Source organism: Pseudodesulfovibrio thermohalotolerans, assembly GCF_021353295.2.
GTDB classification, from domain to species: Bacteria; Desulfobacterota; Desulfovibrionia; order Desulfovibrionales; family Desulfovibrionaceae; genus Pseudodesulfovibrio; species Pseudodesulfovibrio thermohalotolerans.
This window is the reverse complement of record NZ_CP120635.1, coordinates 3,131,435-3,145,229: the sequence shown is the minus strand read 5'-3', so window position 1 is coordinate 3,145,229 and position 13,795 is coordinate 3,131,435. Positions and strand designations below refer to the sequence as shown.

11 protein-coding genes are annotated in these 13,795 nt (G+C 61.2%); 2 read left to right on the top strand and 9 right to left on the bottom strand.

Going from position 1 to position 13,795, the window contains the following annotated elements:
- Positions 1 to 74 precede the first annotated feature (74 nt).
- On the top strand, positions 75 to 1,010 hold the full coding sequence (locus tag LF599_RS14755; protein WP_319023440.1) for an MFS transporter: 936 nt from the start codon (positions 75 to 77) through the stop codon (positions 1,008 to 1,010).
- Positions 1,011 to 1,021: 11 nt separating this feature from the next.
- Here the strand turns inward: LF599_RS14755 and LF599_RS14750 are convergent, their stop codons facing one another.
- A complete protein-coding gene (locus LF599_RS14750; RefSeq protein ID WP_269943408.1) occupies positions 1,022 to 1,531 on the bottom strand; it encodes a hypothetical protein in 510 nt (169 codons plus the stop codon).
- Between the two features lie 69 nt (positions 1,532 to 1,600).
- Between LF599_RS14750 and LF599_RS14745 the strand changes: the two genes are divergently transcribed.
- Complete coding sequence (locus tag LF599_RS14745; RefSeq protein ID WP_269943409.1) at positions 1,601 to 2,716, top strand: MBL fold metallo-hydrolase; 1,116 nt, start codon at positions 1,601 to 1,603, stop codon at positions 2,714 to 2,716.
- A 492-nt stretch (positions 2,717 to 3,208) separates the two neighbouring features.
- On the opposite strand, the gene LF599_RS14740 is transcribed toward LF599_RS14745, so the two are convergent.
- From LF599_RS14740 to LF599_RS14705, 8 genes are all read right to left on the bottom strand, one after another.
- Positions 3,209 to 4,522, bottom strand: coding sequence for a TRAP transporter large permease (locus tag LF599_RS14740; protein WP_279521298.1), 1,314 nt, complete (start codon positions 4,520 to 4,522; stop codon positions 3,209 to 3,211).
- A gap of 2 nt (positions 4,523 to 4,524) precedes the next feature.
- Positions 4,525 to 5,010 (bottom strand): TRAP transporter small permease, encoded by a 486-nt coding sequence (locus LF599_RS14735; RefSeq protein ID WP_279521297.1) that lies wholly within the window; start codon positions 5,008 to 5,010, stop codon positions 4,525 to 4,527.
- A 55-nt stretch (positions 5,011 to 5,065) separates the two neighbouring features.
- Complete coding sequence (locus LF599_RS14730; RefSeq protein ID WP_279521296.1) at positions 5,066 to 6,064, bottom strand: TRAP transporter substrate-binding protein; 999 nt, start codon at positions 6,062 to 6,064, stop codon at positions 5,066 to 5,068.
- A gap of 131 nt (positions 6,065 to 6,195) precedes the next feature.
- A complete protein-coding gene (locus LF599_RS14725) occupies positions 6,196 to 7,203 on the bottom strand; it encodes a TRAP transporter substrate-binding protein (protein WP_279521295.1) in 1,008 nt (335 codons plus the stop codon).
- A 39-nt stretch (positions 7,204 to 7,242) separates the two neighbouring features.
- Positions 7,243 to 7,836, bottom strand: coding sequence for a TetR/AcrR family transcriptional regulator (locus LF599_RS14720; protein WP_279521294.1), 594 nt, complete (start codon positions 7,834 to 7,836; stop codon positions 7,243 to 7,245).
- 298 nt (positions 7,837 to 8,134) lie between these two features.
- On the bottom strand, positions 8,135 to 9,817 hold the full coding sequence (locus LF599_RS14715) for an FAD-dependent oxidoreductase (RefSeq protein ID WP_279521293.1): 1,683 nt from the start codon (positions 9,815 to 9,817) through the stop codon (positions 8,135 to 8,137).
- Between the two features lie 72 nt (positions 9,818 to 9,889).
- Positions 9,890 to 12,232, bottom strand: coding sequence for a diguanylate cyclase (locus LF599_RS14710; protein ID WP_279521292.1), 2,343 nt, complete (start codon positions 12,230 to 12,232; stop codon positions 9,890 to 9,892).
- Positions 12,233 to 12,409: 177 nt separating this feature from the next.
- Positions 12,410 to 13,792, bottom strand: coding sequence for a multiheme c-type cytochrome (locus LF599_RS14705; protein WP_279521291.1), 1,383 nt, complete (start codon positions 13,790 to 13,792; stop codon positions 12,410 to 12,412).
- Positions 13,793 to 13,795 lie beyond the last annotated feature (3 nt).

Sequence of the window (13,795 nt, the reverse complement as noted above, 5' to 3'; positions counted from 1 at the left end):
CCTCCAAGCCCAACCTGTCATGGCTGCAGGTTGGGCTAACCTTTCGAAACCCCTTTTGGGTCTGCCAATAACGAATCATCAGGACACGCAACCGTGAAAACATTTCGAAATCATATCGGTTTTATCGCGGCAACACTGTCGATGCTGACCGCTTTTGCCGCATCGGCCACCCCCATACCCCAGGGCTGACCTATGGCGACCTCGCCATGACCGCAGTGGTCTATTTCATCGGCGCGATCACGGCGTTGCTCATATTCGGCCGCATCTCGAACCATTTGGGCCGGAATCCGGTAACGTTGCTCGCGTTCGGACTTTCCGCCGCCAGCATCATCATGCTGGATGTGAACGACGCGGTGCCTCTGGTTGTTGCCCGCCTCCTGCTCGGATTGTCCTGCGGGTTGGCGTCCAGCGCCATCGCCGCCTATGTCGTCGATAGCGCCCTGCCCTCCCTGGCCTGGCTGTCCGCCGTGATCGTGGGGAATTATCCCATGGTGGGTCTTATCCTGGGTGCCCTGGCGTCGGGTGTGCTCGTCGAGTATGGACCGTATCCCCGAACGCTTTGCTATCTGATTGTTCTGGTGGAGGTGGCGGTCGTCTGTACGCTGGTCTTGCTGAGCAGGGAAACGGTGGAGCGGAAGCCCGGATTGGTCGCTTCATTCCGTCCCGTCTTTTCTCTGCCCCATGCCGACCGGCGGCTGTACCCGATTGCCGTCTGTCTCTTTGTGGCGACGTGGGCGCTGGGGGGATTCTTTCAGGCATACGGACCGTCCATCGCGGCAGACCAGCTTGGTTCACAGAGCACGGTAACGGCTGCCATCGTGTTTTCGTCGTTCCTGCTCCCCAGCGCCATCGTCGGCCCGCTTTCGGCGCGCCTTTCTCCTGCAAAGGCACAGCGGATCGGGGTCGTCGTCTTTACCCTGGCGGTCGGCGGTGTCATCTTTGCCGTGAAGGCACCCGCTCGCTGCTTGACGGCATTTCGTCGCAGGACCGGGCTGGCATCCTGTCGTTGATCTACGCGACATCATACACTGGCGCTGCGGTCACGAGCCTTTTGGCAGGACAAATGTCCAAGTCCATGGACCTGTTCCAACTGGTATCCTGCTATGGCGGACTGGCGGTTGTCGCCAGTGTCATCACCCTCGTTTTTGCTCGTAATCCACAGCGTGCTTTCGTGTCTGGCAACGTTGAGATATAAATGGGCAACAAAAGGCAGGGGAAAACGAATCTGTTTCGTCTTTCGTGTACGATTGGGCAACCTCTTTGGAGAAATGTTCAATTCATGAGCAGCAAAAAACTGTAGGGTTGAATTGTGAGTTTGGGAAAGATCGCCGCTCACAAGCAACACAAGGAGCACCCCATGAACTTGATCGATATACTGCAAGCGGCCCTTCTGGTCCCGCAAACCGTCTGGAATTGCACAGTTACCATGAGCAACCTGTTTTTTCCGGAACTGATTTGTTCCATGACCGTCAATCTCACTCTTTTGGCGATTGCTCTTCTGAGGGCGATCCGACTGGTTGCCGGTCGGCATACTGCACCCGGAAACGCAGCGGAACGGGGCTAAGGGCAAAGGCAATCCATGAGGATGTCATATAAAATCATGATATTTTTCTTCGTGCTGGTAGTGTTGTTGGTCGTCTCCGGTTGTTTCTACATCGGTCATGACAAATTCGGCAGGCTGCCTGAGGGTGAACGGCTGGATCGAATTTCAGAGTCCCCCAACTTCAAGGACGGGACATTCCATAACCGCGAACCCATTCCAGAGATAGTCGAGGGCGGTGGCGGCCTCGGCCTGTGGCTGAAGTTTCTCCTGCGCGATGGAGGCGGGTTGACGCCGCCCACCCCTTTGCCCGTGGTCAAGACAGACCTCAAGGCGCTTGAGCCGGACGCCGATGTGGTCGTCTGGCTCGGTCATTCCTCCTATTTCGTTCAACTGGGCGGCAAGACGATCCTGATCGACCCGGTACTCAGCGACCACGCTTCGCCGGTCTCCTTCTCGACTCGTGCGTTCGAGGGAACCACCATCTATACGGCCGAGGATATGCCGGATATCGACTACCTGCTCATTTCTCATGACCACTGGGACCACCTGGATTACGACACAGTCCTCGCCCTGAGGTCGAAGATTGGACATATCGTCACAGGCCTTGGAGTAGGCGAGCACTTTGCGCGCTGGGAATTCCCGGACAAGATGGTCGTCGAGGCCGATTGGGACTCGGAGGTGAAGCTGGAAGACGGCCTGACCATCCACGTACTGACGGCACGCCATTTTTCCGGGCGGCTGTTTGACCGCAATCGTACCTTGTGGGTTTCTTTCGCTCTGGAGACTCCGACTCGCCGGATATTCTATAGCGGCGACAGCGGTTATGGATCTCACTTCAAGCAGATAGGCGATCGGTTCGACGGCTTTGATTTTGTCATGCTCGACAGCGGCCAGTACAACGACGCATGGCGATACGTCCACATGAATCCCGAGCAGGCAGCCCAGGCAGCTGAAGACCTGTGCGCTGAGGCCGCACTGCCGTCGCACGTCGGCAGGTTCAACATCTCTTACCACTCATGGGATGACCCGTTCAGGCGCTTCGTCACGGCGGGGGCTGGCAAGCCATACCAAATCGTGACCCCAAGGATCGGCGAGGCTGTCGATCTCGACGACCCATCACCCTCAGTTTCTCCTTGGTGGGAGCTCAATACGAAAAGGGACAATGCGGGTTAGTGGCCGAACTGCGCCAATTGCCCAACTCGCGATATATCTCTCTCTGTTGACATGCACTGGGGTTAAAGTTGTAATTGTTTGAAATAATAAAATAAATTTTTATCGGCGTGTGTGAAAAAAATGTGTAAAATCATTTCCAAAATCATCGCAGATCATCTGAGATTGCGTTAGATCACCCAAAAGTAACCCCCTGCCATGATTAAAAGACAAGGCAGGGGGCGGTTTTCCAGAAACGCGGAGGGCCCCCTTTGGAATCCCTATGCCGCCTTCGGCGGAGCCGATCATCGCAGAGCGAAAAAAGTCCGCGCCAAAGGCGCATACACGGGATGCAAGGGTGCGAGCCCTTGCCCGCCGGAGGCGAAATCACCCGATTATTGCCGCGAAGCGGCCTTCAATTTCTCGTTTCTCCCTTCAGGAAACGGAAAGGATGGCACCCATAAAAAAAGCCCGGATTTGGTCCGGGCTTTTTTGGTGTTTGTCGTGCGCTTCGGGTCAGTACATCAGGCCGGGCAGGAACAGGATTATCTGCGGGAAGATGAAGAGCAGGGCGATGCCCAGGATGATGGAGGCCATAAACGGCAGGATGCCCTTGAACACGTCCTCCAGGGTGACGTCCGGGGCGATCTTCCGGCACATGCCGTAGACCACGTAGACGTTGATGCCCACCGGCGGGGTGATGACGCCCATCTCGGTGACGAGCACGATGATGACGCCGAACCAGATGGGGTCGTAGCCCATGTCCATAACCACCGGGAAGAAGACCGGGATGGTCAGCATGATGAGTGCCAGCGAGTCCATGAAGCAGCCGCCGACGAAGTAGATCAGGATGATCGCGCCCATGATGGCGAAGGGCGGCATGTCGAAGGCGGATACCCAGTTGGCGATGTCGAAGGGGATGCGGGTCACGGCCAGGAATTTGCCGAAGACCACCGCGCCCGCAATGAGCACCAGGACCATGCAGGAGGTGCGCAGGGTTTCGTAGAGCGAATTGACGAAGGCCTGCCACGAGAGCTGCCTCTTCACGATCGCCAGGGCGAGTACGCCGATGACGCCGATGGATGCGGCTTCGGTGGGGGTGAACAGCCCCTTGAACAGGCCGCCGATGACCAGGGCGAAGATGAGCAGGGTGTCCATGAGGTTGGCCATGGACTTAAGCTTCTCGCCCCAGGTGAAGGTGTCGCCCTTGGGGCCGAGCGCCGGGTTGATCTTGCACTGGAGGTAGATGCCCGCGATGAACAGGCCGGTCAGCAGGATGGCCGGGAGGATGCCCGAGACGAACAGCGCGCCGATGGACTGCTCGGTGAGCACGCCGTAGATAATGAGAACCACCGACGGCGGCATAATCATGCCCAGCCCGCCGCCCGAGGCCACCGAGGCCGCGGCCAGGGAGTTGGCGTAGCCGTACCGTTTCATCTCCGGGATGCCGACCGTGGACATGGTCGCGGCCGTGGCCGGACTGGACCCGCAGACCGCGCCGAAGGCGGTGCAGGCCGAGACCGTGGCCATGGCCAGGCCGCCCCGCGTGTTACCCAGAAAACGGTAGGCGGTGTCGTAGAGCCGCCGCGAAATGCCGCAGTTGAAGGCGATCTGTCCCATGAGGATGAACAGCGGTATGGTGGAAAGCTCGTAGGAGGCGAAGGCGTCGTAGATGTTGCGGCTCATGAGATTGAGCCCGCCCTTCCAGGAGGTTAGCAGCGAGAAGCCCACGAAGCCCACGAGCATCATGACGAAGGCGACGGGCATCCTGGTCATGAACAGGATGACCATGACGCAGATGCCGATGATTCCGGCGGTGGTCGGATCCATGGCTAGGCCTCCCGTTTCCTGAAGAATTTGACGATGTCCGCCAGCAGGCAGAGGGCGTAGACGAAGAAACCGAAGGAAAGGACGTAAACCACGTAGTATTCGGGCAGCTCCAGGTTCATGGAGACTTCGCCCGATTTGGCCAGGGTCCCGGCGTAGAGGAACATCCGCCAGGTGACGATGGCCATGAGGAAGAGTGTCGCCAGGTTGGTGAGGAGTTCGAAGATGTCGCGGGCCCGTTTGGGCAGGCGGCGGACCAGGATCTCCACGCCGATGTGGCTTTTCTGGTAATGGGCGTAGGGCAGGGCGAAGCCCACGGCGATAACGCCGAGGATGGCCACGATCTCCTCGCAGCCGAAGATGGGGGTGTTGAAGGCTCCGCGCAGGAAAACATCCATGCCGGTCATGGCCGCCATGCCCACAAGGCAGGCCGCCGCGATCACGCGCATGATTTTTTCGGTCAGCGGGAGCAGCCGCTTGTTCTCTTCCATTGTCGTTCCTTGGACGCGAACGGGGCGGGGGCGACCCGCCCCGTTCGGCAACAGGTTATTTCAGGGTGGATTGGGTGAATGCCAGAATGGCCTCGCCGTCGAGGCCCTTTCCGTTGGCCTCGGCCAGATAGCCGTCCAGCACGGGCTGCGCCGCCTTGGCCCAGGCCGTGGCCTCCTCGGGGGCCAGTTCGACTATCTCGCCGCCCTGGTCGAGGAAGAAACGGCGTCCTTCGGCGTCGGCTTCATCCCAGGCCGCGGCGTGCTTGGCCGCCCATTCCTTGTTTATCTCTCGAATGATCTTTTGCGACTCGGGATCGATCGCGGCCCACTTGTCCTTGTTCATGACGATGAAGAACACGGTGGTGTAGGCCACGGAGAAGGAGTCGGTGCCGTACTTGCAGACTTCGCCCAGCTTGAAGGACTTGTTGGACTCGATGGGGTGCATACTGCCGTCCACAACGCCCTTTTGCAGGAGTTGGTAATTTTCAGGCATGGGTTTGGCCACCGGCGTGCCGCCAAGGGCCTCCACCAGCTTGGCCGAGTTGCCGGTTGCGCGGATTTTCACGCCCTGTATCTCGGCCAGGGTCCTGACAGGTTTCTTCACGGTGAACAGCAGCCCCGGCCCGTGGCCGTTGAAATACATGGGCTCCACGTCGGCCAACTCTTGGGGTTTGAACTTCTCATATACGGCGTTGGCGGTGTCCGTGGCCTGGGCCGCGCTGGTGTAGCCCAGCGGCAGGTCCACTGCGGCCATGACCGGAAAGCGGCCGCGCGAGTATGCCAGGCAGGACAGGCCGATGTCGGACAACCCCTCGACCACGCCGTCGTAGCACTGCTTGGCCGGGCTCAGGGTGCCGTCGGGGTAGTACTCGATCACGACCTTGCCGCCGGTGCGTTTCTCCACCTCCCGGCACCACGCTTCGGCCAGTTGCGACTGGTGGTTGGTGGGCGGAAAGAAGTTGGAGTAGGTCAGCTTGGCCTCGGTCCGCCCTTCGGCTGGAAGGACGAGACAGAAAAGGGCGGCGGCCAGGAACGTCGTCAGAAGTTTTTTCATGGGGTTCCTCCGGGGAATGGCTGATAGTCCGAGGAGGAGTCGTCGGCTTCCCCCTTGTATATGAATAGTCCCCGGCGTTGCGGGCGGAACGTCGTCTGTTCCGCCCGGTCCCGATCCTCGGCCGACCGCGCCTACGGACGTTTTGTCATTTCTTCCTTGATGTAGTTCACCACGGCCTGGCCGTTCACCGCCCGGCCTTCGCCGTCGGCATAGCCGTCCAGCACGGGTTGCGCGGCCTTGACCCACAGCTCGGCTTCGGCGGGTTCGAGCTCAATGAACTCGCCACCCTTGGAGGTCAGGAATTTCTTGCCCTCGGCGTCGGATTCATCCCAGGCCAGGCCGTGCTTGACCGACCATTCCTTGTTGATCTGTTCGATGATCGCGCGGTTCTCAGGGGATATTTCGTCCCACTTGGACTTGTTCATGACCACGAAGAAGGTGGTGGTGTAGCCCACGGGCACGGACATCGTGCAGTGGCGGACAACCTCGCCGAGCTTCCAACCCTTGTTGGATTCCATGGGGTGGACCGAGCCGTCTACCACGCCTTTTTGCAGGGATTGGTAGGCGGCGGGCATGGGCTGGGCCACGGGGGTGCCGCCCAGGGCCTCGATGAGCTTGGCGGAATTGCCGGTGGAGCGGATCTTGAGTCCCGCCAGGTCGGGCAGGGCGTGGACCGGCTTTTCGGTGGTGAAGAGCAGGCCGGGGCCGTGGGCGTGAAAATACATGGGCTCCACGTCGTCGAATTCGGCGGGCGAGAATTTGGCGTACACGGCGTTGGCCACGGCGGTCGCCTGGACGCCGTTCTCATAACCCATGGGCAGGTCCACGGCGGCCATGACCGGGAAGCGGCCGCGCGAATAGGCCAGCGCGGACATGCCGATGTCCGAGATGCCCTCGACAACGCCGTCGTAGCACTGTTTGGCCGGGCTCAGGGTGCCGCCGGGATAGAAATCGACGATAACCGCCTTGTTGGTGCGGAGCTCCACTTCGTTGCACCACTGTTCGGCCAGTTTGGACTGGACGTGGGTGGGTGGGAAGAAGCTTGAATAGGTCAGGCGCACGGATTCGGCGCAGGCGGGGGACGCCAGGCCGGCCGCGATCAGGGCCAGGGCTGTGAGGATCAGCAGGGTCTTACGCATGATGCATCTCGCTTGTTGGGTAATATGGTCTGTGCGGGATCAGTCCCGCCCGGTTCCGTTCTTGACGGCAAGGGCTATGGCCGCCTCTCGGACGTCCTTGAGGGAAAGCACGTCGGAGTTCAGTGCGCGTTGGATGAGATACCCCTCGAACAGGGCGGTGTTGAGCGCGCCGATTTTTTCCGGAGGATAGTCGCTGGTCACGTGTTTGCGCATCAGTTCGGCGAAAACGTGGTTGGACAGGCGGTAGTCGGACTTGTTCATGAGCTTGCGCAGCGGCTCGCTCGTGGCGGAGTAGACGGTGAATTCCAGAAAAATGGCTGACCAGTTGCGGTCGGACAGGATGGTCTCCAGGAAATCCCAGATGTTGTTCATGGCGTCTTCGAGATCGGTGGCGTTCTGCACCCGGTCGTGGCGCGTGGCGCGGTACTGCCTGAACTTCTGCTCCACGATCTGGAGGAAGAGTTCGTCCTTGGAGTTCCAGTGGCGGTAGAAGCTCCCCTTGGCATAACCCGCGTGGTCGGTGATCTCGGCCACGGAGGTGTTGCCGAACCCCTTGGTGCCGAACAGCTCGATGGCCGAGGCCATAAGCTCCTGCATGGTTTGCTGGGATTTTTCCTGCTGTTTGGTCGCCATGTCCTTTCCTCGTTCCTTGGAATAGCTGATCTTTTGTCGTGACCGTTGGTCAATTTGCGACTTGCGGTCAAAAAATGACCGCCGGTCACTTCAGCGAGTTCAGAACTAGCAGGGGGCCGGGAAAGAGTCAAGACCGCCCAAATGATAATTAATCGAATATAACGCGTGCGGCCCACGGCTCCGGTGTCGGTTCGCTCGGCGCGGCAAGGGCGTTTTGTGACGGAAGGGAGGCGGCCGGAAGCGGGGAGGAGCAGATTTTGGAATATGCCCCTCCCCGTTTGCAGTCGCGGGAGGCGTCCTACTCTTTCCAGTAGGGGTGCGAGATGTCTTCGAAGGCGGACATGGCGGCGATGGATCCTTCACCGATGGCGGTGACGATCTGTTGCAGGCCGCCGGTCAGGTCGCCCGCGGCGTAGACGCGCGGGATGTTGGTGCGCATGTCCGCCCCGGCCTGGACAAAGCCGTTTTCGCCGAGGGCCACGCCCATGGCCTGCGCCAGTTCGGTGGCGGCCTTCTGACCGATGGCCATGAACACGCCGTCCACCGGCAGTTCGGTCTCGGCACGGGTCGTGGCGTTGCGCAGCTTGAGGGAAGATGCCTTCCGGCCGTCGCCCTTGATTTCCTCGACCACGGTGTTCCAGATGACCGGGATGTTTTCGCGTTCCACGGATTCGATCAGGGGCTTTTGGGCGCGGAATTCGTCCCGGCGGTGGATGATGGTCACGTTCGCGCCGAGGTTCTTGAGGTGCAGGGCGTCGGTCAGGGCCGTGTTGCCGCCGCCCACAATGGCCACGGTCTTTTCTTTGTAGAGGTAGCCGTCGCACGAGGCGCAGTAGTTGACCCCGCGCCCGAAGTAGGTTTCCTCGCCGGGCACGCCGAGCTTGCGGTAGCTCGCGCCCGTGGCCAGGATGACGGCCTTGGCCGGATACGTCCCGCGGGCGGTGGTCACGACGATGGGCTCGTCCTTGGCCGGGTCGCCCATCCTGATCGACTCCACGCCTTCGCCTTCGTGTACGGGCACATAGCGGCGGGCGTGCTCGCTCATGATGTCCATGAGCTGCTTGCCAGGCACCGCCGTGAAGCCTGGGTAGTTCTCCACCACAGGGGTCAGGGCCACCTGGCCGCCGATGATGCTCTTTTCGAGGACCACGGCCTTGAGTCCGGCGCGTACGGCGTAGATGCCAGCGGTCAGTCCGGCCGGACCCGCGCCGATAATGACCAGGTCCACCTCGCCGGGGTCTATGGTTCCGTAGCCGGAGGCCGTTTGCATCCCTTCCACGCCGGGGAGAGCGTCTTCCTTGAGCAGTTCCTCCGCGGACTTGAGGTGAACCAGCTCGACCACGAACCGTTCCTCGGGCATGAGGCCGAGGGCCTCGTGCCCGCCTTGGTTGAAGATGGTGTGCGGCACGGAGCCGACGCCGTATTCCTCGGTCAGGGCGGGGTTTTCGCTCATCTCCACGCATTCGGCCTTGATTTGGCCGGGCCGGGCGATGGCGCATTTGATGGCGTGCATGACCTGCCCAGGGCAGTAGGGGCAGGAGGGCGAGACGAACACCTGGGCCAGGCGTTCGCCGTCCAGGGGTTCAAGGAGGGCGAGGGACGCTTCGGACAGGCCGTTCGCGCGGAGGGAAACGAGCATGACGGCGGTGATGAAGGACTTGCCTTCTTCGCCCAGCGGCGCGCCCAGAAAACGGATGTGGTAGTCGTCCGGGTTGACGCAAAGAGTGGGTGAGGCGGTTACGCCCAGCGCCTTTGCCCGGTCGGAGGCGAGGTCGTGTTTTTCAAAGGTTATCCTGTCGTCGAGCCGAGCCAGGTCGGCGCAGAACTTTTCGGTGTAGTCGGAGAACTCGTCGTTGACGCCGGACTGAATGAACAGCTCCAGGGAAACGGTCTCCTTGAGGGCCTTGAAGGTCTCGGTAAGTTGCTTGCGGACGTCTTCGGGTAGAAACCAGTCGTGGTCGTGTTTTCTGGTGAGGGGCATGGTGAAACCTCCCGTTGATAGCGGTTATCGTTATCGGAAAAGATAGGAAGGGCCCGGCGGCCAGTCAAGGGGTCAAAGGATCACGATTCGGTTTCTGCCGGTGCGCTTGGCCTGGTAGAGGGCCTCGTCGGCGCGCTTGAGCAGCTCTTCGATGGACTCGTCGTCCGGGCGCAGGGCGGTTACGCCGATGCTGATGGTGAAAGTTATGGTCTGGCCGTGGGTTTCGACCTTGCATCGTTCCACGCGGCGGCGCAGCCGTTCGGCGGTGTTCTGCCCCGCGCCGATGCGGGTCTGGGTCAGGGCGGCCTGGAACTCCTCGCCCCCAACGCGGCCGAAGAGGTCGGTGGTACGCAGGGTGGACATGCACAGGGAGACCAGCTCCTTGAGCACGTCGTCCCCGGAGGGGTGGCCGTAGGTATCGTTGATGCGCTTGAAGTGGTCGATGTCCAGGGAGAGGAGGACCAGCGAGGTGTTGTACCGCTTGCACCGCTCGAATTCCTCGCCCAGCCGGGACATGAATTGGCGGCGGTTGCTTGCGCCGGTCAGGGGATCGGTGGAGGCCAGGGTGCGCAGCTCGTCTTCCATGTTGCGCTGTTCGGTGACGTCCATGCTGATGCCGATGAGCCGGATGGGCATCTCCTTGTCGTCCACCTGGACCAGCCCTTCGAGGCGGATATGCCGGGTCTCGCCGTCCGGGCGGATGATCCGGAATTCCAGGTAGAGGGGTTCCTTTGTCTCGATGGACCGCGCCATCTGCTGCTCGGTGGCGGCGAGGTCGTCGGGATGGAGGCAGCTTCTCCAGAAATGGAACAGCTCGCAGGACGGCATGGGGGGCACCTGGTAGAGGTCGAACATCTTGTGGTCCCAGAGCAGGTCGTCGGTGCGCAGGTCCCATTCCCAGATGCCGAGGTGGGCCGCGTCGGTGGCCAGGTCAAGGCGTTCGGCGATGGCCTTGAGGTCCTCCTCGCTTCGCTTGAGGTCGGTCATGTCCCGCGCTTCGAAGGAGACGTATTGCGTGGAGTCGCCTTCGACCCGGACGGGCTGGTAGGTGATGGACATGTATCGTTCGCCCTTGTCCGGGAGATGGAGCCAGGTGGCTTCGGTCAGGGTCTCGCCTTTCAGGGCGCGGTCGATGGCGGGCCGGAACTGTTCCTCAAAGGCCAGGGAGCCGAAGAGGATGCCCACGGGCTGGCCCACGATGGCGTCCCGCGAGAGCCCGAAAATCCGGGTATACGATTGGTTGACGATGACGTAGCGGTAGTTGTTGTCGATGAGGGAAATGAGGTCCGGAGTGGTCTCGATGATCCTCTGGTAGCGCATCAGCTCCATGCGGGCGTGCTCACGCTCGCGATCCTTTTCCATCAGCTCCAGGTTGAGTCCGGCCAGTTCCCTGTTGACCTGTTGCAGCCTGTCCGTGCGCCGCCGGACCGTTTCCTCCAGCTCGGCGCGGGCCGCGTTGAGTTCGGCCCGGGACCGCCTCCGCTGGATGATGCGCCAGGTGCCCTTCATTATCAGGTCCAGATGGCGGACGTCGTCCTCGGTGTAGTTTTCCGCCTTGTTGCTCACACCGGCCAGGAAGACGATGCGGTCGTCTTCGATCACTGGAATGCCCAGGTGGTTTCTGATGGGGACGTGTCCCTCGGGAAGCCCCCGCTTGCAAGGGTTGTTCAGGTAGTCGTTGACCAGGACCGCCTTGCGGAGGCGGATGGGCTCCATCCAGAGGCCCTCTTCGTCGACGTGGTATTCCTTGGGGACATCCGTGACTTCGCATTGCTCCATGACGTCTCCGGCCCAGGCGTGGAGCGTCAGTATGGTCTGGGTCTCGTCGAGCCGATAGATATAGCCGATGGCGCTGCCCGTTACCTCGGTGATGGCGTTCAGGGCGAAGTCGAGGATTTCGCTCTCGGAGCGTTGGGTCATCTCGGAGAGGGCGTAGAGCTTTTCGAAGCGGATTTCATCCAGCTCCAGCCGCCGCAGGGCTTCGCGGTGCTCGGTTATGTCGGTGAAGGAAACGAGGTTGGCCTGTTGCGCGCCGTAGTCGATGGCCCGCGCCGACATGCTGGCCCAAAGCAGGACGCCGTCACGGCGGCGCATGGGGACGGGGAAATTGCGGATGTGCCGGTCTCTCGTCAGCAGCGTCAGGAGCCGCTTGCGGTCTTTCACGTCGACGTAGAAGTCCTCGACGTTATGCTCCGCATTGTTTTCGGGCAGACCGAGAAACCGCTTGGCCTCGGAGTTGGCCAGGAGGATGTGTCCCTCCCTGGTGATGATGGCCATGCCGCCGGGAGCACTTTCGAAGACCTGCCGGTAGCGGTCTTCGCAGGTCGCCTCGGCGGCGTTCCCAAGGTCTTTTTCGAGTTCCTCGATGCGTAGCCGAGCTTCCTGAAGCTGCTTGCGTAGGGATGCCTCGTCCATTCGACCCTCCGCTTCGGAGCGTTGCGCCCGACGGCCGGGCCGTCAGGGCTTGTTCAGAATACTAATATCGCGTTTTTTTTGCGAAAGGTCAATGCGGCCCGTGGCTGGGAGTGGAAGAGTGAAACAGTGAAGGGGGGCACGGGCGCCCCCCTTCGGTCAATGGCTCACGTTGTCCCGTTATTGGCCGAATATCTCCGCCGGACGAGTGGGGTCGCCGGTGGCGTTCGGGAAGTCGGGGTACCTGTATGCCTTGGTATTGGTGTCGATGAGGTGGCGCGCCTCCTCCATGAACTTGTTGTAGCGGTGCTTGCACTCGTAGAAACCATGCCACCATGCGTAGTCCGGGGCCATCATGGCCACGCCCATGCGTGCCCGGCGGCCTTCGTGGTGCCACAGCTCGTAGTATTCCACTTCAAGGTGTTCGTCGAAGAACTTGGTCTTGTCGAGCAGCCCCTTTTCATAGAGTTCGTCCAGGGTCTTCTTGGCGGGCTTGAAGTAGACCTCGTTGTACTCCTCAACCGCAGTGTCGAGCTGGGTATAGAAGTCGTCGATCCAGGACTGCCCATGGCACTGGCTGCAAATGTTCTTCATCTTGTCGCGCTCGACCTGCCAGTCGGTGGCCGCAGGAAGCGGCTTGAACTCGGACGGCCGGACCGTCAGCGGGGCCTGGGTTTCCCAGGAGATCCGTTCGGTCACGTCGTGGGTGGTGGCCACGTCGCCGGAGCCGGACATGTGGCAGGCGGCACAGGTCGGGGCGCGGTAGTCAACGCCGGGAGTCCAGGCGCCGGGAGCGGAGTCGAAGTTGTATTCGTGCTTGAAGGCGTGGTAGATGTCGCCGTGCTTGGATTCGTTGAATATTTCGATCTGCGGATGGTCCGGGCCAAGGTGGCACTGGCCGCAGGTCTCGGGCTTGCGGGCCTCCATGACCGAGAAGCGGTGCCGGGTGTGGCAACTTGTGCAGGAGCCGAGCGAACCGTCCATATTCAGGCGGCCAACGCCCACGTTGGGCCAGGTGTCGGGATCGAGCTTGCCATCCTTCATCTTGAGCACCGTGCCGTGACAGTAGAAGCAGCCGGTCTTGCGCTCGTTGTCGGAGTTCATGCCGCCGTTGAGCCACGGGTCGAGCTTCCACATGATCTCAATGGTGTTGGCGTGCTTGCTCAGGGAGTACTGCTTGGCCTCGTCCGGGTGGCACCGGGAACAGTCCTTGGGCGTGACCGCGGCGGCCACGGGCACGAAGTACTGCTTCTCGCCCATGGGCAGGTCGCCCATGGAGTAGTATTTTTCATGGGCCACGCTGATGTCCTGCTCGCCGGGCTGGGCCTGGTGGCAGTCCAGGCAGGTGATGCCCGCCGCCGCGTGGCGGCTCATGGCCCAGTCGGCGAAGATGCCGGGGGTTTCCTGTTTGTGGCATTCGATGCAGGCCGTGCCCTGGGGCGGGGTGGCCCGTTCCATGCGCAGTTCGCGGACCTTGGGGAAATTCTGCGCACCGGCGGCGATGGCGGTCAGGGCGATGACGGCCAGCATGGCGGCGAGGGTGAACGTCACTCTGCGATACATAAA

Coding starts and splice junctions, on each gene's coding strand:
- LF599_RS14720 (WP_279521294.1), bottom strand. CDS start 7,836: ATGGCGACCAAACAGCAGGAAAAATCCCAGCAAACCATGCAGGAGCTT.
- LF599_RS14730 (WP_279521296.1), bottom strand. CDS start 6,064: ATGAAAAAACTTCTGACGACGTTCCTGGCCGCCGCCCTTTTCTGTCTC.
- LF599_RS14745 (WP_269943409.1), top strand. CDS start 1,601: ATGATATTTTTCTTCGTGCTGGTAGTGTTGTTGGTCGTCTCCGGTTGT.
- LF599_RS14740 (WP_279521298.1), bottom strand. CDS start 4,522: ATGGATCCGACCACCGCCGGAATCATCGGCATCTGCGTCATGGTCATC.
- LF599_RS14750 (WP_269943408.1), bottom strand. CDS start 1,531: ATGCCGACCGGCAACCAGTCGGATCGCCCTCAGAAGAGCAATCGCCAA.
- LF599_RS14710 (WP_279521292.1), bottom strand. CDS start 12,232: ATGGACGAGGCATCCCTACGCAAGCAGCTTCAGGAAGCTCGGCTACGC.
- LF599_RS14725 (WP_279521295.1), bottom strand. CDS start 7,203: ATGCGTAAGACCCTGCTGATCCTCACAGCCCTGGCCCTGATCGCGGCC.
- LF599_RS14715 (WP_279521293.1), bottom strand. CDS start 9,817: ATGCCCCTCACCAGAAAACACGACCACGACTGGTTTCTACCCGAAGAC.
- LF599_RS14735 (WP_279521297.1), bottom strand. CDS start 5,010: ATGGAAGAGAACAAGCGGCTGCTCCCGCTGACCGAAAAAATCATGCGC.
- LF599_RS14705 (WP_279521291.1), bottom strand. CDS start 13,792: ATGTATCGCAGAGTGACGTTCACCCTCGCCGCCATGCTGGCCGTCATC.